The following is a 22,433-nucleotide window of genomic DNA, read 5'->3' as shown; positions in this document are numbered from 1 at the left end:
CTGTATACGCTTGAAACGTTTGCCCCTTCTTTGCCATACAAAAAATCCCCTCCAGATTGACAGTTAAGAACATTTTACCATGTTCTCTTTTTTCTCTGTCTACCTGAAGGGGATAATACCATGATTCCTTCTCTTTAATTATTAATTATATTTATATAGGGGGAAATCCTGCAACAAAACGGCAAAGTAAAGAAAGAGCCAGTTCAATTTTCTCTCTAAAAAAAATGCCAGGAGCTAATAATCCTCCGTCCTGGCATTTTTTTTGTTTAGAAAATACTTTAAAAATAACAGTTCGTCTTTATTATGATATATCCATTTCCCGGAACATTATAGCCATTAAACTAATTTATCCTCGCTGGTAAAACAAATCTATTCCATCCCTCTTAAATGCATGCGCTTACATCCAATTCCGGATAAACATTTCTCTCTTTCACAACAGATCCGTTCATAATTACCTTACTGGGCTAAAGGTATATTCCTATCTAAAATATATAGAAATAACCGACTTCACGTTATTAAGGGCTATTAGAACCATATTATAATTTCTCGATTAAGGATTGCAATTCCTCTTGAAGGTTTCCTTTTGAAAAAGCAGAGTGCAGAATTTCATGAACAGTATTTAAGGATATTTGTAGTTTTTCTTCACCTAATGTAGTTAACCGTGTGTAAATACCTCTTCGATCATCTTCGCATATTTGCCTTTGTAATACGCCGCAGCTTTTTGCTTCAAGCCTGACTACCAGCCTGGATATAGCACTTTGACTTAATCCTACCATCTCTTGTAATTGTTGTAGCCTCAATTGTTTTTCGCTTGTTTTGGATAAAAAGTAAAGAACGTAAAACTCTTTTAATGAAAGGTTATGATTTTTTTGCAAAGCACTTTCCAGCTCATTCGTAATGCCCATTTGAATATTTGTAATCGAGAGCCAATTATCTAAATACTTCTTTTCTTGGTTGTTTTTCATGCACATTCCACCCTGTTCCATCCTATATAATTAAAATTTGGCACTTTAATTGATTATCATAAGGCATATAAATTGTTCTAAGATACTCCATAAAAAATAATTTTAATGGTTAAACTTATTTTTAAAAAAAGTGCGTGCCATCCGTATGTTATATGGTTATTTTAGACGAGTTTCTTCTTTTTGTCTAAAATTGAGCTAATCCATAAAAAAAGCAGTCAAAATGACTGCTTTTTTCTTTAACCCATTGTAACTGAACAGGACCCTATTTCATTTCCACCCCAGTTAAGTGAAAGCTGGTCCTGATCTGAAAGAGGACCGACGCCACTTGGAGTACCGGTATAAATTATATCTCCTTTTCCAAGCCCAAAATGCTCTGCTGTAAATTCTATAATGGTTTGCAAATCAAAAAGTAAGTCTTTAATATTCCCGACCTGTACACGCTCTCCATTTTTAAAAAGGGAAAAATCTAATTGTTCACATGCTTCAACACCTGGAAACGAAATAAAATCACTAACAACTGCCGAATTTTTGAATCCTTTAGCCAAAAGCCAAGGATGCTGTTTTTGTTTTAACTGTGATTGAACATCTCTAAGTGTCAGATCCAACCCAATGGCCATGGAGTCTACTATTTCATCTACTTTCATTCCTGGTTCGAACTGTTTTGCGATATGTATGACAAGTTCAGTTTCAAAGTGAACGGAACCCTGATTACTCGGCAAAGTAATTGACTGACCGTGTGCCTCCACGAGCGAATGAGTCGGTTTTGAAAATAAAAAAGGGGAAGTTGGTATTTCATTATTCAATTCTTTTGCATGCAAGGCATAGTTTCGACCTACACAATAGATATTTTTAATGTCTTTCATCATAAAAACCACTCTTTTCTCTTAAGAAATAAATATTTAAATGATAGTGGAACAATTTGAAAACCTTACTCATGACATAAGAAGAAGCCCTCCGATTTAAGTACATTTTATATTTTTCTGACTTTTTATACAATGATTAATATAATTCCATGTTGAAACCTCGTTAGGGCGGTCCAGATTTTAACTTGCGGATAAAATACGAAGTCTTAATGCGCTATGATTGGTGAAGAAGAATTCATACACATAATTATTTTTTTATTTTGACAAAAAAAGAGCCAACTTCTAAACATGATTCTATTCAGCGAGATCAGCATCCTCATCACCTCAAGTTTTAATACTTCTATTTTAAAACAAAAATGACTCCTGGCAAAAGTGTTCTATCTAAAAGGCAAGACAAAGTTAATTGGAGCGGGTGTACGAGACTCCTGCTTAGAAAAGCGCGTCTAGGGGAGACCCCGCAGGCGAAAGCCGAGGGCCGACCGCCCGCGGAAAGCGAGTGCCCTACGTTCCAATCAACGTCCAATTGACAAGCCATAAAAATAGACAAACTCGATTTTCATCGAGTTTGTCTACAGTCTGAGCCAACAAAAATTGTTGGCTCCTTGATTTAAAAAGTAGAAGCTAGATCTTTTGAACGTGCTATAGCATTTTCTTTAATTTCTTGTGCTTTATCAGGCATTGCTGCATGTCCTTCAACGAATAAACCTTCAAAGGAAGGCACTCCGAAGAATTGCATAATGATATTTAGATATCGGTGACCCATTTCCAATTCAGCTGCCGGTCCTTCTGAATAAATACCACCGCGAGCTTGAATATGCAAGGCTTTTTTATCAGTTAAAAGACCAACGGGGCCTTGTTCGGTGTATTTAAATGATTTACCTGCAACAGCTACGGAATCAATATACGCTTTCAAAACTGGCGGGAATGAAAAATTCCATAAAGGCGATACAAATATATATTTATCGGCGGCTATAAATTGCTCACATAATTCTGAGAGCCGACTAACTTTCGCTTTCTCCTCCGACGAGAGTTCTTCAAAACCCTTTCCAGCTTGAAGTTTCCCCCAACCACTGAAAACATCCACATCAATTTCAGGAATATTTTCTTTATAAAGGTCAATATTCACAATTTCATGGCTAGGATTTACTTCTTTATATGTGTCAATAAATGCTTTTCCAACAGCCATACTGTAAGATTGTTTGTCATCATGAGGATGAGCCGTGATATACAATACCTTTGTCATTCAGTATCTTCCCTTTCTTTTTACATATTTGGACATTCTAGTTTGTCTTGGGAATTCAACCTTTATACAATTACTCGAACTAAAATATCTTTAATTGATGGGTATAAAATTAAATCCGTAAGATAGAAATTCGTTTTCGAGGGTAGTAAGGTATAAATCTTCTTTCATTTTGTGAGAAAGGATATGAATTTTGGATATGATAAAATAAGACAATCTGGTTCACTTTAGGAGGACTAAGTAAATGACGAATTCAATAAAATTTGATCTCCACACTCACCATGAACGCTGTGGACATGCTATCGGCACAATTGAGGATTATGTAAAGCAAGCCATCGAATACGGCTTGCATTATATTGGGATTTCTGACCATTCTCCATACTTTTATAGTGAGGACGACCATCTCTACCCAACTACTGCAATGGCAAAAAGTGAATTAGTTCCTTATATTGAGGAAGTACTTCGCTTAAAAGAGAAATATGCAAGCAAAATTCACGTGTTATTAGGAATGGAAAGTGATTTCTTCCCTGAGCACATTGAAGTCTACCGCGATCAATATCTTTTACACCCTTTTGACTACATAATTGGATCTGTTCATTATGTTCAGGATATTAGCATTTTTAAAAAAGGTCGTTGGGATGGCTTAACCTCTAAAGAACAGTCAAAAGTAAAGGATGAATATTATGAATTAATACAGAAATCGGCTAAAAGCGGAGTGTTCCAAATCTTAGGCCATATTGATGCAATGAAAGGTTTTTATCCAGCCTTTTCTTCCATTGAGACAGACAGTATTGAAAAAACGCTAAAAATCATTAGTTCAGAAGATATCGCCATTGAGATTAATACCTCTGGTAAAACGAAAGATTGTGGTGGGTGGTATCCAGCAGATGACATTTTAGAACGAGCTCTTTTCTATGATGTGAAGGTAACCTTTGGATCGGATTCGCATACACCGGAACGTATTGGCGATGAATTTGAACTAGTTAAAAAAAGACTAAAGGAGATCGGCTTTTCTGAGTGGGCTTACTTTGTTAAAAAGGAAAGGATTCTCACTCCACTTTAACCTTTCAATGAGAACAGGTCCGATCATTAGAGCTTCCTGTAACCACATGTGGAATGAACTTTTTCATCCTTTGCTACTAAGAAGGCCGAAGACCAAAATCCCTCAACTGATCAATGAATCGGTACCATTTTTTTTTATGGGCATAAAATAATCATTATGCATCCTGTCATAAAAATCATCACGATTGCTTACACGTTTTTCTCCGTTCATTTCAATGAATTCCAGTCATCACCATATTTTTTTGCATAAAATAAAAGTATTTAGGGAATTAATAACTAACCATTCGTTTATCTTATAAAAAGGAGTTGATTTTGGGATGATTGATAACCCATTGCATAAAGAGAATGACGAAACCCTTGTAGAGTCAGTTGAAGGTGGTATCAACTCTTCAATAGGGCGATCCGAAGCCCCTCCAAAAGCCCAGTCAAAAGATCCTGAATTCGATCTTTTTGGCACAGTATTAAATGGGTATCTTTAATTTATACTTCCTTATTGAATAAACCTTATATCAATACCTAAAACATTATAAATTCCTAAAAAGAAGAGCACATATTAGTCACGCATAATATGTGCTTTCCTTTTATTAAATTCAAGCGCCCTTTTCGTTAATGATATTCCTTTTGCTCTTCATTGTTCTTCTGGAAATAACACTTCTCCTATTTTATCAATTGAGTTAAAAGCTGTATTAACCAGCAAGGACCTTGTTATTGGCATATCAAAATCAATATCTTTTTTAGCCTTGAGCCTTATGGTGGCTAATGTATTTTTACCCTCTAATGTTTGTTGAGATCCTTTATGGGAAAATGCCGCCATAATCCGCTGCTCTGTATTTCCTATACCTGCAAGTATAGAGTAATTTAACATATCCTTAGTTACATTGGTTGGTTGAACAATACTTGAATCACATGTACCTTCTGGTTGACACTCTTTAACCAATTCATACTTATTCGGATCTAACTTCAGCTCTAAATTAAAGGCATTGATATCCTTCAATTCCTCTCCAATTATTTCCACTAAAAATTCTTCTCCTGCCTTTAACTGTTGTTTATTAGGTCTAATATCCAGTAAACCAGCAATTGGCTTACCAGTTGGTATAAGTGGTGTTTTTCCTAGCTGTCCTGCTACATACATTAAATCATAAGCATCAATTACCCCATTGTAATTAATATCAACCTTCGATACCTGATTCCATGCTGTATCTGTTGTATCAACACCCATGTAGCTAGCAAAGAATAGTAGATCTTCATCATCAATTGCACCATTTGGTATATTTTCACCCACAACCGTTCCAACTGTTTTATCTTTTTTATATGGTCTAAATTCTTGAGCAGAACCAAATTTTCCTACAGCATCAGTAATTGTCAACTTGATGTATCTAGCTGTCACATTATCGTTAAAGGAAATGGTTTTTACATCTTTATTTCTTTCGAACGTTCCATTAGTGATAATATTTTTGTACGTTTTACCATCTAAACTGACATCTAAATTATATTTTAAGATGGTTCCATTTCCAGCATCAGGTCTTGGAAGATACTCTAGCTTATCTAATTGGTAAGCTAGCTTCATATCAATTTCATAGGTATGAGGCAATACATTTCCATCAGACCATTCAGTATGCCATAAAGTATTATCGTCACCATCCACAGCTTTAGACCCTTCACTGCCCGGTTGTTCACTACTTACTTTTGCTGTCATATTCTTAGTTACATTTCGATATCGATCAAGCATTGTTCTAGCTTTAACTTCATCACTCCAATTTGATACTCCCTTTGAATTTGCTGCTCTAACTCTATAAGAATATTCTGTATCAGCTGTTAAACCTGAATGAACATAGAAAGGTACTTGTTCACTATCGGTTGCCTTAAATACATTTGTATAGATTACACCATTAATCAATAAATCATAAGTATTTTTACCATCAACTTCATCCCAATTTAATTTGATACTTTTATCCGTAATATTTTCATCTTTTGCTCCCAGGCCTGTTGGAACATTTGGTACTGCTTCATCCACTACATCCTTAACTTCGGTATTATTGAAACCATCTACTATTAATTTAATGGTATTTGCTGAAACATTAGTTTTCCCAACCTTAACATAAAGTTTAGGTGATGTAGTAATCTTCGTTTTTTCAAATTCTGAAACCTTTGTAGAATATTTATTAAAGGATGGATTTTCATTAAAGAAATATACATTATCAGAACTTTTGTATTCTTCTTCAGTTGTGACTTTTCTTAATACAACATCTTTACCTCCAACTTTAACGGATATTTTCTTTGGATTTTTACGTGTATTTACAATGAATTCTGTACCTTTATTCCTGACTATGCCAGTATATCCTTTTCCTTTTGCCTTCCCAACAGTTATAACAACTCTTTCACCTTTAACATCTGAAGTGATATTGGTTCTAGTGTTTTTATCCTTTTTATATTCATTGGTTTTCCCATCATCTTCATATAATGTAAATTTTGATTTACCAGATGGGTACACGTCAAATATTCTATTATCAGAGCCATTCAATTGATTAATAGAATTGTTTTCAGGTGACATGGGAATAATAGCACCATTCTTAACAAACACAGGGGTCTTCCATAATGGAGCACTATAATTATTAATGACTGACCCACCCTTATATTGATCACCTGTAAAATAATCGATCCAAATTTGATTTTCATCTGGAAGGTAAATTCCGTTTCTTACACCAGCTCTATGATCATTTTCATTATATACTGGTGCCACTAATAAATTAGGTCCCCACATATATTGATATTGTGTTTCTGTACCATACGTATATGGATCATCAGGGTATTCTAACATCATCCCTCTAATCATGGGCATTGATTTTGATGTTGATTCTTCTGCAATCGTATAAATATACGGCATCATTTGAGCTTTCAATTTTAGATACATTCTATTAATGGATGCATATGGTTCTCCATAATTCCAAGGATTTTTCGATTTACTATAATCGTCACCTGATGATGCCCATCCATCCATATCTATTTGAATAGGAGTGAATGCCTTCCATTGGTAATCTCGTGTCTGAATGACTTTATCTCCGCCAAATATACCATCCATATCTGAACCGACATTCGGATTACCTGATAAGCCTGCTCCAATGTAAGTTGGGATATGCATCCTAATATATTCCCAATCTCCTCCATATTGGTCACCAGACCATAATGATGCATAACGTTGCGTACCTGCCCATCCATCAAGTGAAATGACGAAAGGACGTGCTCCTTGAGAGTTTTCTGCTTTTTGTATCCCTTCCGCTGCTTGACGAGTTGCATTTAAAGCCATTGAATAACCTTGTCCAACCCATGCAACATCAGTCTTTATTGCTCTTACACCAGCTTGGACTTCTCCGTCAAGGTCTCTACGTAAAGGGCTATCTTCTGGTAATCCGGGATCTGGATATAGATTACTTTGTGTCCATAAACCTACCTCAACATCTTTCGCATTAGCTTCTTTGACAAAACTCTTTAAATTATCTAATCCTCCATAACCGCATCCATACCCATCATTTGGTAAAAACCAACCTAAAGGCATATCATTACTGCCATATTCATTTAAATTATTTAGTCCATTATTTAATAGTGTTCTTTGGTCCTTATGACCATTATGAGTTCCGTTAAAGCAATCTGCCTTCCCTAAATAAAACCCATATTTCGGCATTAGAGCAGCTTTACCGGTTAATTCAGTATATTCACCAATGATTTCTGGAATTGAATATTCGACAAAATAATAAGCATCAAATCTTTTTTCATTATGAGAAAAGGTGGCCGTCTTAGAAAAATTATAAGCTCCTGGCTTAAACGTATTACGCAATACACCATATCCTTCAGTACTTAAATAAAATGGAACCGGACTAGAAGCAGCACCTGCATCCCAACCGCCACCAATCGCAATATTTATGGAAGTATTTTTATGGGAATAGTATCCATTTTGTTGTCCGCCACCATAAAAATACTCATTCTCTTTTGTATCAAGAGTTTGCAATGTTTTTTCATCATTATATTTAAGTGGCTCTTTTTCACTCCAAAGAACTTGGGATTTTGTTTTATCATATAAGCTCATCTTTGAAGTAGCTATTTCAATTCTTAACTCTACAGATTTTGTAGAAATCTTATAAAAATTGGCATCGCTTTTATTAACCTTTACATTTATTTTCCCGTATTCTTTATTGTAATCGCTCACACTTTTTTCAATTATTTTTGTGACGTGATCAGGTTTATTTGGAGTCGGATATTCTGGGAAATCTCCTGCTGGGTCCAAGTGCAATCTAAATAGGTTGTCCTTAAGGAAACTAATTTTTATTTTTTCACCTGTTGAAAAATCAAGATAAACATCATTTCCGTCTTTTAGGATTTTCGTTACCAGGCCAATTTTCTTATACGTTTCATTAGCAACAGCCGAATTATTTAAGATTTTATCGTCCGAGGCTTTACCAGTTAAAGGAACTATTATTAAACATAAGATGACTAATAAAAACAAGCTTGCAAATTTTTCAAGATTAGCAATCATCATTTTTCTTTTCAACAAAATATACCTCCCTTACAAATTAATGATTCTCTTATTTTTTTGTCTTCTTCATTTCAACCTCTTCTATACTTGACTACACCATCAACAGCAGTGGCTAGAACATCTAACTGCTCATTCAGGACTACGTAATCAGCTATTTTCCCACTTGATATGCTACCGAATTCCATATCTTTTCCTATGCTTGCTGCTGGTGATAATGAAGCACTGTGCCATATTTTATATAGCGGCTCACTGCTCCAACTTTTTAAATTTTTAACTCCATCTATTAGTTTCAAAGTGCTGCCAGCTAAGGATCCTGTTTCTGTTCGAGCCATGCCATCTTTCATTACAACAGTGAATTCACCTAGTTGATATTCTCCATCAGGCATTAACCCTGCGCGCATACAGTCCGTAATTAGTACCAGCTTGTCCCCTTTAACACGTAGCGCCAATGTAGCAATGTCTGGATGTACATGAAAACCATCACAAATTAATTCAGCAAAAGTGTTAGGAGTCGTTAATGCCGCACCTACCACACCTGGGTCACGATGATGTAACCCTGACATCCCGTTAAATAAATGGACAAAGTTTTGGGCACCCGCATTAATGGCCCTCTTACAGCAATCATGACTTGCGTCCGTATGTGCTATGCATACAAATACACCGTCTTTACTTACATTATTAATAAACTCTAACGTGTTTTCTCGTTCAGGTGCCAGGGCAATTTTTACAATGGTTCCTTCTGAAAGTCTCTTTATTTCTTGAAATTCCTCATAATCTGGATTCCGAAAATAAATAGAATTTTGGGCTCCTTTATGTTGTTCAGAAAAGTAGGGGCCTTCCAGAAAAATCCCTTCTGATTGTGCGCCAGCCAGTCCTTGTCTGACCGCTTCTGTAATCGCTACAATAGCTTGATTCAAATCTGTTTTAGACGATGTCAATGTTGTTGGTAAAAAACGCGTAACACCAAGTTGTAAAATCGCTTTCGAAATTTCATGAACTGCTTCCGCAGTTCCGTCCATTATGTCATACCCCTTAATCCCATGAATATGGGTGTCAAATAAACCCGGGGCAATTATATGTCCACTCCAATCGATAACATCGGAACCTAAAGGAACCGTCTCTGAAAATCCACCAAATAATCCATTACTCACTAGTAAATATCCACCTTGTTTTTCTTCATTCTCCATTAAATATCGCTCTGCTTTAATATAATATTCCACCTTGAATCCGCTTCCTTTTTTACGCTTATATTCCAGCTACATCTTCTTCTGTTTGTTGCTGTATTTTTTTAAATTCCTTAATATTTTCTTTACCATCTTTTATCATCTTATCGATAAATGCATCAAGACTGAGTTCCCGATGAAATATTCCGCTCAACAACATAGGTAAGTTTGTTCCGGCTACCACTCGAATATTTTCTTTACCTGAAGCTATCCTAGAGCACACATTAAATGGAGTTCCACCCGCCAAATCTGTAAAACATACCACTCCTGCTCCTGTTTCCACCTTATCAATAGCTTTTTTGACAACCTGCTCAAATATCGTTACATCTACTTCAAATGGAATAACCTCTACTTGCTTTATTTCTCCAGCAATTAACTGAACCGATTCAAATATTCCATTTGGAAAAGAACTATGTCCTGTCAGCACAATTCCAATCATTTATCTCATCCTCTCTTATCAGTTTTTAGTGTTAAGATATTAAGATTATAAAATATTAAAGTAAGATCCTATTAAACCGACTACAACGGTTAGGCCAATCAACATTAAAGGAGAACGCCCCTTTTTAAGTAACCAGTACATTAGTATCGTATATACTAACGGCAGCATTGCTGGCATGATCATATCTAATACATCTGTTTGGATATTTAATTTTGCGTCTCCAGATTTCCAAACATATTCAACTTTAAATGCGACATAAGTGGCAATTAAACCACCAACTACTGTCAAACCAACAATTGATGCAGCGCGGGAAACGAATTTAGTACCATTTTTTAGTTTCACAATTGCTTTAACACCTGTTTTATATCCATAGTTCATTAATCCGAACCGGACACCAAAGTGAATAATATTAAATGATATTAAGAATACGATTGGTCCAAGGGGGTTCCCCTCTACCGCTAATGAAGCACCAATTCCCGCTGTAATCGGTAATAAAGTAAGATAAAACAATGCATCCCCTATACCACCAAGAGGACCCATCATAGCAACACGAATACCACGAATAGCCTCTCTATCTTCTTTCTTTTGTTCCATTGCTAAAATCACACCCATAATAAATGTTACTAAAAACGGATGCGTATTAAAGAATTCCATATGGTCTTTCATTGATTTACTTAAGTCTTTTTTATTTTTATGGATATGCCTTAGACCTGGTAAAATGGAGTAAAGCCATCCGGCCGATTGCATACGTTCATAGTTAAAAGATGCTTGTAATAGTAAAGAGCGCCATACTAAGATTCGTAATTGTTTCTGTTGTAAATCCGGAGCTTCAGTTACATCTTCATAGTGATTAGATGCCATCGGTGATTTCCTCCTCACTAGGCTGATATTTATCTGGACCTTGTTTTTCTTTGTTTTGGTAAAAATCATACAAGGCGATTGCCAAACCAATTAAGGCGATTGCCAAAATTGGCATTTCTAAATAAGCTGCTGCGACAAATCCTATAATAAAAAACATGATATATTCGACTTTCATCATAATTTTCAATAACATCGCAAATCCAATGGCTGGCATAATCCCTCCGGCTATGGACAATCCGCCAATAATCCATTGTGGTACTGTTTCAACAAATCCTGATGCTTTTTCCGCTCCAAAGAAAATGGGTAAAAACGCTATAACTGCATAAAATGTAAACAAAATGAACAAGCCTAAATAATTTATTCGCTCAATCCCTTTATAATTTGCTTCTAGTGCATATTGATCGGCTTTGTGCATCATTGGTGCAAATACTGTGAAAAACAAGGTAATTAACCCTTGTACTGCTACAGCAAACGGTATTGCCACCCCAACTGCAACTTTTGGGTCCTGACCAGCAATAATACCAAATGCTGTTCCAATCACTCCCCCAATAACAACGTTCGGTGGTTGTGCACCAGCAAGCGGCACCATACCCATCCATATTAACTCCAAAGTTCCACCAACTATCAAACCAGTCTGAACGTCCCCTAAAATTAGACCAACTACAAGTCCCGTAACTACCGGACGGTGAATATGGGTTAATCCATTAAATAGATCGACACCGATAATCCCAGCCCATAAAGCAATTAATAATGCTTCGACTAACATAAGTTATCCCCCCCTAAAATTCACTTTAATCCGCTATTCTTTTAAAACAAATCTAATATATTTAGTCCCTTTTCGCTTGGTACTCTTCTTAAATCTAACTTCACGCCTAGTTCTCCCAGACGTTTAAATGCAGCGATATCTTTTTCATCAACAGATACAGTAGATGAAATCTGTTTTTTCCCTTCTTCATAATGCATATTTCCAATATTCAACTGCTCAATTTGCACTCCGCCTTCCTTTAGCGCCAATGCATCATGCACATCTTTTACAACTAAGAATATTTTTTGACGAGAAGACGCCTTATGAATGACGTCAATCGTTTTTTGTAATGAAAAATAGCGTGATTGAATAACATCAGGCAATACCATATCCATTAAATTTTGTTGAATTTCATCTGTGGATACCTTGTCATTTGCAACGACAATTAAGTTTGCCCCCAGATGGTTGACCCATGTAACCCCCACTTGACCATGTATTAAACGATTATCGATTCTGGTTAATAAAATATTAGGAGCTGACATAAAAATTCTTCCTTTCATAAATGAGATTTTAAGACATTTTATGATTTGAATTCCAATTGGCTTCAATGTACGAATTCTAAGAGTTAAAGGAGAAAATTGCCTCAATACTTCCTGTTATAGAATCTACTAAACGCTCATCATTACCAATAATACCCCTTAATAATTGAAAGCGTTTGCAATGCAAATGAAAAAAAGGCAGTCAATGAACTCATGGAAATACTGGGTTGCAGACCCCGGATTCTGTAGATATATTTAATACAAGGACGAGTGGCCATATTCTTCACAATTTAGATTAATAAACTTCTTCAAATCAAAAATATCTTTCATGATCCCTGAGCACACGCATGTTCAATCATTTTTCCTCGAGTAACTCAGGGATTTCACGGTAAGCCCCCTCGGCAGCTTCAACTTCGTTAAACTATAACAGGAGCGACAGGATTTGATTGAAGGTGTTGAATCTTTCCTTCAATTAATTGAGTGACAACGCTTGATTCATTAATTATTGACCCAGTTGATGAATCACTTTTTTACCTCTAGTTCCTGTTTTCATTAAAAGACACGGCGCTTATATTGAATCCTTATTTTACTTTCTCGAACCAGGAACTGGCTGTCTCTTTCAATACTACATTCAGTTCTTCAATATTTCTTTTACCTGTATCTTGTAACCAGGCACGGCCTGCTTGTTCTCCACTAATAGCAAATGATGCCACACCATCTTTCCATGTTGCCCGGCCACATAACACACCGTTAAAGGTAGAACCGGATTCTCTGGCAAATTTCAATGTTTCTTGGAATAGTTTTGCACTTACACCTGCACTCAAGAAAATAAAAGGCAGTTCTGTTGCTTCACTCTGTTCTTTGAAAAGAAAGGCAGCTTCTTCTTTACTATAAACAGTTTCGCCTTCTGCATAACCTTCCACAAAGTTCATATCTATCGGAACTTCAACTTTCAATACATCAACTTGATATTGAGGTTTGGAGAACTCCTTCATGGCCCTAATCACTTTATTCGGTTTCACTTTTGCGTACTCTTTACTTTTTACATCATTATTTTCCGCATCATAAGTGACAATTTCCAAGAAAAATGGAAGATCCTCAGCCGCACACTCGGATCCAACACGTTCCATACAGACATGCTTATAGTTATTAATTTTCTCTTCTTCATCTACATCATAATAAAGTAAGAATTTGATAGCATCAGCACCGGCTTCCTTCAAACGTTTTACTGAACATTCCGGTAATAAATCAGGCAACCGGCCCACTTCTGAGGCATCGTAACCGGTTTTTTCATAGGCCACTAATAAACCTGCGTTCTTATCGCGGACCTTTGCTGCCGGCAGACCATATTCTGGGTCCAAAAGTATAGCGGTTGCAAATGGTGTTAATTCCTCAGAAACCAATTCTTTGAAACGGATGATACCATCATCACCCACTAGATTTGCATCGCCAGACGCAATCATTTTTTTCAAAGAGCCACGTTGATCGATGGCTAATGCTCCAATCACGCCATTTTCATCCGATAAGCGTTTAAGAGCTTCTAATTTATTTTTGGTGAGATCTAACATTGGCATTCTCCTATCAATCTATTTTTTTAACTTTTACGCAATCATAGAACTTTTTAAATTTTCTTATATTTACAAAACCAGTTACGGCTTCCATTGCATTCAACATTCCTGTGGTCATAGCCGTTTTCAGTACAGACTCCACCGTTTGATTTCTGTTCAGTGCCACAGCTAACCCAGCAACGGTCGCATCTCCGGAACCTACAGGATTGACCACATCTATTTTTGGAATCGTAACCTGATAATAATCATCCCCATGCCTGACAAAGGCACCTTTATCACCCACGGACACAACAATCCACTCAATCCCCTTAAAAATCTCATGGTCTAACGCTTGTTTCAAATCGATTTTTCCAGCTTCAGTTTCGAAGCCCAACAGCTGAGACAATTCCGCAGTATTCGGCTTGATGGCAAAAGGTTTTTTCTCATGTTTCAAGACTTGTTTTAACTCTTCCCCTGACGAATCAACAATTACGGGCTTTCCCTTATTACAACTGATTTCAACCATTTTACGATAAAAGTGAGTTGGTAACCCTTTCGGTAAACTTCCTGAAATCGTAACCAGAGAAGCGTTTGTGAGCAGGCATTCGAATTTCTCTAAAAAAGCTGTCCCTTCTTCTTTGGATAACGTCGGTCCAGATTCTAAAATCTCTGTTTGCATTCCCTCATGAAGAATGGCGATACAATTTCTTGATTCTTTTTCGATTCTCAAAAAGTCATTGGGAATATTACTATCATTTAATTCCTGAACAATGTAATCACCAATCGTTCCGCCTAACACACCTGTCGCCAAGACCTCGTCTTCCATTTGTGAAATCACTCGGGCAACATTCAAGCCTTTTCCACCAGCCGTTTTTCGTACCGTTTCCACCCGGTTGACACCATCAAACTTGAATGCATCAACCGGATAAGAAATATCGACAGATGGATTCATTGTTACGGCTAAAATCATCGTAATCACTCTTTCTGGTTGTTGTTTAGGCTTGACCATCCATGTAAGCCATGATTAAATCAAGCTCAGGACTAACTCGATAAAGTCAGCAGCCTAAGCAATTTTCCACAATCGTTATCTAACTGAACACTCCTAGCAAGTGCAGTACATGCCATATAAATGGTTTTGCCGCAGTGGCATTACCTCATTGCCGACATCGGGTCTTTTCTCTTATAAATATCTGCTCAAAACAGGAGCTACCACCTTATCCTCAAGAAAAAACCAAATCTGCACAATACATATTGATATGCTTGTTTCCCCTTCATTACAAAGCGTTCAAATACCTTCTTTTACTTATATTTGTAAAGGGTTACGCCCTTCACCACACGGTTAACTGTTCCTGTCGGTGAAGGTGTATCAGGTGTATTACCGACTTTTACGGAAGCTAGCAGTGAGACAGTTTGCCCAACCATGACAAAGGGTAATGCCAGGTAAACATCCGGTACGGATTGAGCATCTCTGCCAAATAAAAACGTGTTCCCAATATATTTGGATTTGCCATCGACTTCAATGGCACAAATGTAGTTGGCAATGTTATCTCGCTGCAATTCATTTAACATATCCAAATCAAATTGACGTGTATAAGGGTGATTGGAAACAAAAACAAAAACCAACGTTTTTTCATTGACAAATGATTTAGGCCCGTGTCGGAATCCCAATGGCGAATCAAATGCTGTAACAATTTTACCCGCTGTTAGCTCTAATACCTTTAACTGCGATTCTCTCGCTAAGCCTTCTAAACTTCCTGAGCCCAGATAAATAATCCGGTCAAAATCACGGTCGATAATTTTTTGGATATCCTCTTCTCTACGAATAACACTTTCACCCATTTGGCGAATCGTCTGGACAATTGACCCTTTTTCCTCCAGTGGCAGCGGATCAAAAATGAGTAATGTTGTTAGTGTCATGCATGAGTAGCTGCCAGTCATGGCAAAGCCTTGATCATTGGCTTTTTCGGGCATCAATAACAAAAGATTGTGTTCATCACCTTTGGCCCTTTTCGCTAACTCGCCATAATTAGCACAAGTAATCGTTAACTGGTAGAGGTTCGTTACGATTTGTTCTGCTAATTCAACGGCAGCTACACTTTCGGGACTATTGCCGCTTCGAGCAAATGATACCAACAAGGTTGGGAAATCTGCTTTTAAAAATTCATAGGGGTTTGACACCAAATTGGTAGTCGGAACACTCAGCAATTCCCATTTTTTTTCATCCAATTTTCCTTTTAAATAAGGTGTGACAGTATCACCGACATAGGCAGAAGTTCCGGCACCTGTAAAAATGACACGTATTCGTTCATGTTGCTCAGCCAGTTTTTGCAAAAATGCTTGAATCTCTACGTGTTTCTTTCTATATAATGAATAGGTTTCATCCCATAAAACAGGTTGTTGCTTGATTTCCTCTGTTGTAATCGATGCACCTAACGATACTAATTTTTCTTTATCAAGTGTAAACATCTCCAACACTTCTCCTTTTTTATAATCTCTCGAAAACTCGTAATCCTGCACCAACGACGCCATTATCTTGCTTCAATGTGCTGATGCTCATTTGCCCTAAAATATGTTGTTGTTCAGGTAATTGGTAGCTTTTTAGCTTTTCTTTCATTAACTTAAGCAGAAAAGGATTATTTACGATGACACTGCCTCCGAAAACCATTTTATGTGGATCCAATAAACAGGAAATCGAATAAAGTCCTTGAGCTAAGTTGTCAGTCACATCTTCAATGATGCGATATTCACAAGTCCCATTTGCATAGCCTGCAAAAACTTCTTTAGTGGAAATATTTTCAACTTGCAATTCCTTTTCCGCCAACTTTTCGATGGCAGGCCCCGCAGCCACTTTTTCCAATCGCTTAATTCCCTTATTGTCTTCCTTCGAAAGTACCGGTATCAACCCAAGTTCCCCGGCGAATCCTGCCCCCCTGAAAAATGAACCATTTTGAATGATGGAACAGGAGATTCCGGTACTAATAGTCACATAGACAAATGTCTCGTTCCGCTTTACCTGGGCTGCCTTCCACTCGGCAAATGCCGCCATATAAACATCATTGTCAATACTAATTTGTTCGAGTCCGAATTGCTCCCGTAAACGGGCAGTGAGGGGGAACTGTTTCCAAGGTAAATTATTTTGAAAAATAGCTACGCCATTTTTACAATCAACTTTACCTGGTACACCTACACCGATGCCCTCTATGTCATCTAGGGAATAAGATGATTTTTCAAGAACTTGTCCCACTGCTTCTAAAACTCTGGCAAACATTTTTTCCCGATCTGAAGGATCACTTTTTACATCCACGCGCTTTAGCAATTCTCCCGATTCCGTAATGATTCCCGCTGCAATTTTTGTCCCTCCAATGTCAATGCCGATTGCATTTTTCATTTTCCTGCACCTCTTATTCCTCTCCATCGTTTACTTTTTGAACAAACGATTCCGACTACTTCATAGTCTTTCCCCACTTCCAAAAATAGTCAACTAATTCAGACTTCCAGCTTTATATAGTCGGGTTGTTGGTACAAGTTTATTTTAATAAAAACTCATAGCCAAAATACTATGAGTTTTTTTAAAACGTAAGTTCAGGATTAGAGTGTCTAAATAAGCCTGCCTTCCAAAAAACATACTTACAATCTATACTTATTTATTTTACACCATCACAACTTGTTGGGTCAACCCATCAAGTTGTGATATCTTAGAATTAATTTTATGTTTAAGTCCCCTATTGAATCGTGTACATTTTTCTATTTATTTTCCGCCTGTTACTGCAATTCCTTCAATAAATTGTTTTTGCAAGAAGATAAATAAAATCAGCATTGGCAGTATCGCTAAAAAGGAGCCTGCCATAAGTATAGGATAGTTAGTTAAATATTGACCTTGAAGCGATGACAATCCGACAGAAAGTGTCATTGTTTCAGGAGAACTATTTACGATCATTGGCCACATCAATTCATTCCAGCTCCAAAGAGTAGTGAAAATGCCCAAAGCAATCAACCCAGGTTTCGCGAGGGGAAGCATTACTTTCCAGTAAATTTGAAAATGGTTACAGCCATCAAGTCTGGCTGCCTCTTCTAGTTCTTTTGGAAGTCCCATAAAGAATTGCCTTAACAGGAACGTACCGAATGCACTAAACAGGCCTGGTACTATCACCGCCTGTAAAGTATTTAACCAGCCAAGATCCACCATAATCATATATTGCGGGAGTAAAAACACTTGCCCTGGTACCATTAATACCGATAAAGCTAGCATGAACAGAATGTTCCTGCCTGGAAATTCAATCCGAGCGAATGCATAGGCGGCTAACGAACACAAAAATAGCTGCCCTGCTGTCCGGACGACCGTAATTATAAAGGTATTAAACATAAATTTGAAAAAAGGCAGAAGTCCAAAAACCTCTATATAGTTCCCCCATTGGAAATCCTTCGGAAATATAACAGGCGGAACGTGAATTGACTCAGCATAAGTTTTTAATGAGGTTAAGATCATCCAAAAAAAAGGCATGACCATTGCCACGGATCCTACAATAAGGACGAAATGGATAAGGAATGTCTTACTTGTTACAAACTGCCTCGTTCTTTCCAATGGTTCTCCCTCCTTTAGTCATAATGAACCCATTTTTTCTGTAAGACCATTTGGATTGCAGTGATGATTAGGATTACTATTAATAATAGAACAGCGATTGCTGCTGCATATCCCTTATCGTTTAAAACGAAAGCGTGCTGATAGAATAAATAAACTACCGATTGTGTGCTTTCCAAGGCTGTACTACTTTTTCCAATCATCATGAAAATTAGATCAAACACCTGAAAGGCTCCAATTAGAGAAGTGATGCTTACAAAGAAAATAACAGGAGAGAGCAGTGGCAGTGTAATTTTAAAGAACACACTGATCGGCCCTGCTCCATCCATTTCCGCCGCTTCATAATAGGACTTTGGAATTCCTTGAAGTCCGGAAAGGAAAATGACCATATTATAACCAATTCCACTCCAGATTGCTACCACAATAATCGAATATAAGGCAATTTTCGGATCACTTACCCACTGTGGACCCTTGATCCCAAATAAAGACAAAAGATAGTTTAGCAGTCCATAATCAGAATTATAAAGCCATTTCCAAACCATTGCGATGGCTGCAGGCATTGTAATTACGGGTAAGAAATATAATGTGCGATAAACGGATTTCCCTTTAATTTTCTGGTTTAGGAGTACCGCTATTATAATAGAGAAGAAAATTCCGATTGGGACAGTGATAATAATATAAATCCCAGTATTCTTAAATGATTTCAAAAGGTTAGTATCCTCAAGCATCCGCTTATAGTTATCTAACCCCGTCCACTCATATTGACCAAATGCTCCCCATTCGGTGAAACTAAAATATAAGGTCTGAAAGATAGGCCACAGGTAAAAAATGAACAAACCGAGCATGGTAGGGGCAATCATGAGATAAGCCCAAAAGAAGTCTGAACTTTTCCTTGTCTTCGTTAAGTTGGAAACCTTAAGTTTTGCATTCGTATTCACTTCAACCTGTAGAGGATGTTCCTTCACTGCATTCACTCCTTTTAAGGAACGAAGAGAAGAATCATCTTCTCTTCTTCATTTTTTCTACTTCTTGGATAGCGCCTCATTTGCCTTTTCTGTTAACTCTCTTACAGCGTCGTCCACACTTTCTTCTTCACTCCAAACCTTTTTAAGAACGTCCGTTTCATACTGCCAAATTTCTCCTGTCCGTATAACACTAGGCAGTGGAACAGAATAATCGACACCATCAATAAAGGCTTGAAGATTTATATTTGGAACGGCTTGTATCCAAGCATCCTGTGTATCATTATAAGCTGGAATAACCGTCCCTGTTTTCGCAAATATATCTGCGGCTTCTTTAGAGCCTAGGAACTGGACAAACTTCCATGAAGCGTCTTTATGCTTTGTGTTAGCCGCAATAACATTGGCTAGCCCATGAATGGCAACCGCGCGCTGTTTTCCTTTTGGTACTACAGCAACATTTATATCAGGATTATTCTTATACTCTTGTACCATCCAAGGACCATCAAACATCATCGCTACTTTTCCTGAAGAGAATAATTCAGAAGCGGCTGTTTCTGTCATTTGAGCCTGTGTTGGAGATAATCCCTCCTTAATGAAACTAATATTATATTTAAGCGCATCAATGGCCTCCGGCTGATCAAAACCTACAGACTTACCATCGTCAGAAATAATATAACCGCCATTTTGCCAGATAAAATCATAATAGCCACCTTGGTTGCCCATTAATGCAGCATAGCCCCAAATACCTTTGTCTTTATCTGTCAGTTTTTTAGCGACTTCCTTTAACTTACTCCAATCCCAAGTGTCATCTGGATATGGTACACCTGCTTCATCAAAGATTTTTTTGTTATACCATAAGCCCGTTGTATCAAAGTCTTTTGGAATACCGAATATTTCTCCTTTTACGGTATAAAGGTCAATTAGAGATTTCGGATAATTATCTAAGTCATAGTTTTCTTTTTTTGCAAGGTCAGTAAGTGGGAGAATTACCTTTCCTTCTGCATATTTCTCAACATGGGCACCATTCATCCACATAACATCTGGCAACGCCGCCCCAGTTGCAGCAGTTTCAAGTTTTTGAAAATACTGGCCATAAGGAGTCAACTCCGTTTTCACTTTAATGTCCGGATATTTTTCGTTAAATAACTTGATGACTTCATCTATGGCAGTGACTTGCTTCTTATCCCAAAATCCATAAGTAATTTCAACCTTTCCGTCCCCTGATGCAGTGTCATCATTACTACATCCAGCTAATCCTATTAATCCTAAAATTGTGGTTAAAAGCATTATTAGCCATTTTTTCATCATGTTACCTTCTTTCAAATAAAGTTTTGTAGATTTCTAACAAAATACTTCTTGAACACGAATGGTTTTGTGACATTTTTCACCATGATAACCCTTACATTTATTTATTCCATTAAAACTTTTACTACAGCATAAATTAGAAATACGTACGAATGCGATTTGTATAGGGCTTACCACCTCCACTAAATAAAATAGGCTCTGAAAATAAAACCAGGATGTGAACAAATCTTCTTTATTGACTTTACACTCCAAAGAAAATGGTAGATGGTACCTTTCTCTTAATATAGGGAAATTACTTACCTCTTGGTTTTTCTTTTAAACTATTATAATAATCATCAATATTAATGGATTGACCCTGTTTTAGCCTTGACTCTTCAGCAGCAAATGCCATTAGGTGACTTCTTACTGAAGCAAGTGCGGAAGAAACGCTATCTTGTTTATTTCCATATTGAATTTCTCTCAAGAAAGTCCTAATGATGCTGTTATCTCCACCACCATGTCCACCAATGGGATTGTCAAATCTTATTATCGTTTCATGCTTGGTGAGAAAATTAAAAATCGAAATACTATTTTCCTCCATATTCCCACGTATTTCTCCTTTTGTTCCCATTATTTGAACAATACGTGTTTGCTCCCTTGTGAACCCGCACATACTAAACGTCGCTGTTGCTCCCCCCTCGAATTCCATATTTACAACTTGATGATCCACCACATTATTATCTGAGCGATATACGCATTTTCCAAATGGAGTTTCATTTAATGCTTTTATTATTCCTTCATTTGTATAATCCTCTGTAAATTTCCTTGCCCATCCTTTTCCTTCACCTAGATAATACCTTCCAGCATGAAATGGGCATTCATGTTCAACAGGACAGCCATCTAAACATCTTTTCGGTGCTCCAATTGGTGCATTTTCTTCCTTAAAATGCATAAGCGAACCATATGAACTAATGCGTTTACACTCCTTGTCTATCACGAAAGAAATAATATCCATATCATGACATGATTTTTGCAGAATCATCGGACTTGTTCGTACTTTATTATTCCAATTGCCACGTACAAAGCTATGCGACATATGCATCACTTCTACATTTTCATTTAATTGAAGTGAAACTACCTCACCAATTTCTCCTGATGAAATAATCTTTTTAATTGTTGCCCAAAATTCTGTATACCTCAATACATGGCATATTGTAAGATGTCGATTATACTTTTGGGCTGCTTGTTCCATCGCTATGCATTCCATTGGGTCTGGGGACATAGGCTTTTCCAACAAAACATGATAACCCAGTTCCAATGCTTTAATGGTCGGTTTAAAGTGATTGCGATCAAGTGTACAAATAATAGCTACATCAGCAATTTTTCTTCCTGGATTGAATGCATCTTCCCAAGACTCAAAACTATTTTCGTTGGAAATATTATGTTCTTGTTGGAATTTAGTTCTTCTTTCTTTATTCGGCTCAGCCACACCTGTGATCTTTAATTCATTAGGGTATTCTAAGGCATAAGGTGCATAAGCTCTTCCCCCTCTGTCACCTGCCCCGATTATTATTGCTGTCATTTGTTTCATGGTTT

The 22,433-nt window shown here is 37.0% G+C and carries 19 protein-coding genes; 2 read left to right on the top strand and 17 right to left on the bottom strand.

Features of this window, described 5'->3' with window-relative positions:
• Nucleotides 1-536: 536 nt before the first annotated feature.
• The 3 genes from AC3WLU_RS23020 to AC3WLU_RS23010 form a co-directional block, all read right to left on the bottom strand.
• Nucleotides 537-965 carry a MarR family winged helix-turn-helix transcriptional regulator gene (locus tag AC3WLU_RS23020; protein ID WP_034307691.1) on the bottom strand — a complete coding sequence of 143 codons (429 nt, stop codon included), beginning with the start codon at nt 963-965 and terminating at the stop codon, nt 537-539.
• 236 nt (nt 966-1,201) lie between these two features.
• On the bottom strand, nt 1,202-1,828 hold the full coding sequence (locus tag AC3WLU_RS23015; protein WP_411740289.1) for a fumarylacetoacetate hydrolase family protein: 627 nt from the start codon (nt 1,826-1,828) through the stop codon (nt 1,202-1,204).
• A gap of 607 nt (nt 1,829-2,435) precedes the next feature.
• The gene (locus AC3WLU_RS23010) at nt 2,436-3,071 is read right to left on the bottom strand and encodes an FMN-dependent NADH-azoreductase (protein WP_063575843.1); all 636 of its coding nucleotides are present in this window, start codon (nt 3,069-3,071) and stop codon (nt 2,436-2,438) included.
• Between the two features lie 241 nt (nt 3,072-3,312).
• On the opposite strand from AC3WLU_RS23010, the gene AC3WLU_RS23005 reads away from it, so the two are divergent.
• Together AC3WLU_RS23005 and AC3WLU_RS23000 are read left to right on the top strand one after the other, a co-directional pair.
• Nucleotides 3,313-4,131, top strand: a complete 819-nt coding sequence (locus tag AC3WLU_RS23005; protein WP_187049658.1) for a histidinol-phosphatase — start codon at nt 3,313-3,315, stop codon at nt 4,129-4,131.
• Nucleotides 4,132-4,447: 316 nt separating this feature from the next.
• A complete protein-coding gene (locus AC3WLU_RS23000; RefSeq protein WP_156500289.1) occupies nt 4,448-4,609 on the top strand; it encodes a hypothetical protein in 162 nt (53 codons plus the stop codon).
• Nucleotides 4,610-4,758: 149 nt separating this feature from the next.
• Here AC3WLU_RS23000 and AC3WLU_RS22995 read toward each other — a convergent pair whose 3' ends face one another.
• The 14 genes from AC3WLU_RS22995 to AC3WLU_RS22930 form a co-directional block, all read right to left on the bottom strand.
• Entirely contained in the window at nt 4,759-8,673 is a 3,915-nt protein-coding gene (locus AC3WLU_RS22995) for a TIM-barrel domain-containing protein (protein WP_492597994.1), read from the bottom strand.
• Between the two features lie 56 nt (nt 8,674-8,729).
• Nucleotides 8,730-9,878 (bottom strand): N-acetylglucosamine-6-phosphate deacetylase, encoded by a 1,149-nt coding sequence (nagA, locus tag AC3WLU_RS22990; protein ID WP_492597993.1) that lies wholly within the window; start codon nt 9,876-9,878, stop codon nt 8,730-8,732.
• 25 nt (nt 9,879-9,903) lie between these two features.
• Nucleotides 9,904-10,320 (bottom strand): PTS sugar transporter subunit IIA, encoded by a 417-nt coding sequence (locus AC3WLU_RS22985; protein ID WP_440439240.1) that lies wholly within the window; start codon nt 10,318-10,320, stop codon nt 9,904-9,906.
• A gap of 45 nt (nt 10,321-10,365) precedes the next feature.
• Entirely contained in the window at nt 10,366-11,181 is an 816-nt protein-coding gene (locus tag AC3WLU_RS22980) for a PTS system mannose/fructose/sorbose family transporter subunit IID (RefSeq protein ID WP_268571806.1), read from the bottom strand.
• Nucleotides 11,171-11,947: a PTS N-acetylgalactosamine transporter subunit IIC gene (gene agaW / locus AC3WLU_RS22975; RefSeq protein ID WP_251542735.1), complete on the bottom strand. Its 777-nt coding sequence runs from the start codon at nt 11,945-11,947 to the stop codon at nt 11,171-11,173. Before agaW ends, AC3WLU_RS22980 begins: the two co-directional genes overlap by 11 nt.
• Before the next feature lie 41 nt (nt 11,948-11,988).
• Complete coding sequence (gene agaV, locus AC3WLU_RS22970; RefSeq protein WP_251542738.1) at nt 11,989-12,468, bottom strand: PTS N-acetylgalactosamine transporter subunit IIB; 480 nt, start codon at nt 12,466-12,468, stop codon at nt 11,989-11,991.
• 578 nt (nt 12,469-13,046) lie between these two features.
• Complete coding sequence (gene lacD / locus AC3WLU_RS22965; protein ID WP_440439241.1) at nt 13,047-14,033, bottom strand: tagatose-bisphosphate aldolase; 987 nt, start codon at nt 14,031-14,033, stop codon at nt 13,047-13,049.
• Nucleotides 14,034-14,046: 13 nt separating this feature from the next.
• A complete protein-coding gene (lacC, locus tag AC3WLU_RS22960; RefSeq protein WP_492597992.1) occupies nt 14,047-14,982 on the bottom strand; it encodes a tagatose-6-phosphate kinase in 936 nt (311 codons plus the stop codon).
• 329 nt (nt 14,983-15,311) lie between these two features.
• Nucleotides 15,312-16,478: an AgaS family sugar isomerase gene (locus AC3WLU_RS22955; protein WP_492597991.1), complete on the bottom strand. Its 1,167-nt coding sequence runs from the start codon at nt 16,476-16,478 to the stop codon at nt 15,312-15,314.
• A gap of 19 nt (nt 16,479-16,497) precedes the next feature.
• Nucleotides 16,498-17,400 (bottom strand): ROK family protein, encoded by a 903-nt coding sequence (locus AC3WLU_RS22950; RefSeq protein WP_440439244.1) that lies wholly within the window; start codon nt 17,398-17,400, stop codon nt 16,498-16,500.
• Between the two features lie 360 nt (nt 17,401-17,760).
• The gene (locus AC3WLU_RS22945; protein WP_492597998.1) at nt 17,761-18,519 is read right to left on the bottom strand and encodes a carbohydrate ABC transporter permease; all 759 of its coding nucleotides are present in this window, start codon (nt 18,517-18,519) and stop codon (nt 17,761-17,763) included.
• 89 nt (nt 18,520-18,608) lie between these two features.
• Nucleotides 18,609-19,529, bottom strand: coding sequence for a carbohydrate ABC transporter permease (locus AC3WLU_RS22940; protein ID WP_232522829.1), 921 nt, complete (start codon nt 19,527-19,529; stop codon nt 18,609-18,611).
• An 84-nt stretch (nt 19,530-19,613) separates the two neighbouring features.
• Nucleotides 19,614-20,858: an ABC transporter substrate-binding protein gene (locus AC3WLU_RS22935; RefSeq protein ID WP_492597990.1), complete on the bottom strand. Its 1,245-nt coding sequence runs from the start codon at nt 20,856-20,858 to the stop codon at nt 19,614-19,616.
• Between the two features lie 292 nt (nt 20,859-21,150).
• Nucleotides 21,151-22,428, bottom strand: a complete 1,278-nt coding sequence (locus AC3WLU_RS22930) for a Gfo/Idh/MocA family protein (RefSeq protein ID WP_492597989.1) — start codon at nt 22,426-22,428, stop codon at nt 21,151-21,153.
• Nucleotides 22,429-22,433 lie beyond the last annotated feature (5 nt).

Source organism: Peribacillus sp. FW305-BF15, assembly GCF_058783805.1.
The sequence above is the reverse complement of the archived record's forward strand: the minus strand, read 5'-3'. Positions and strand labels throughout refer to the sequence as shown.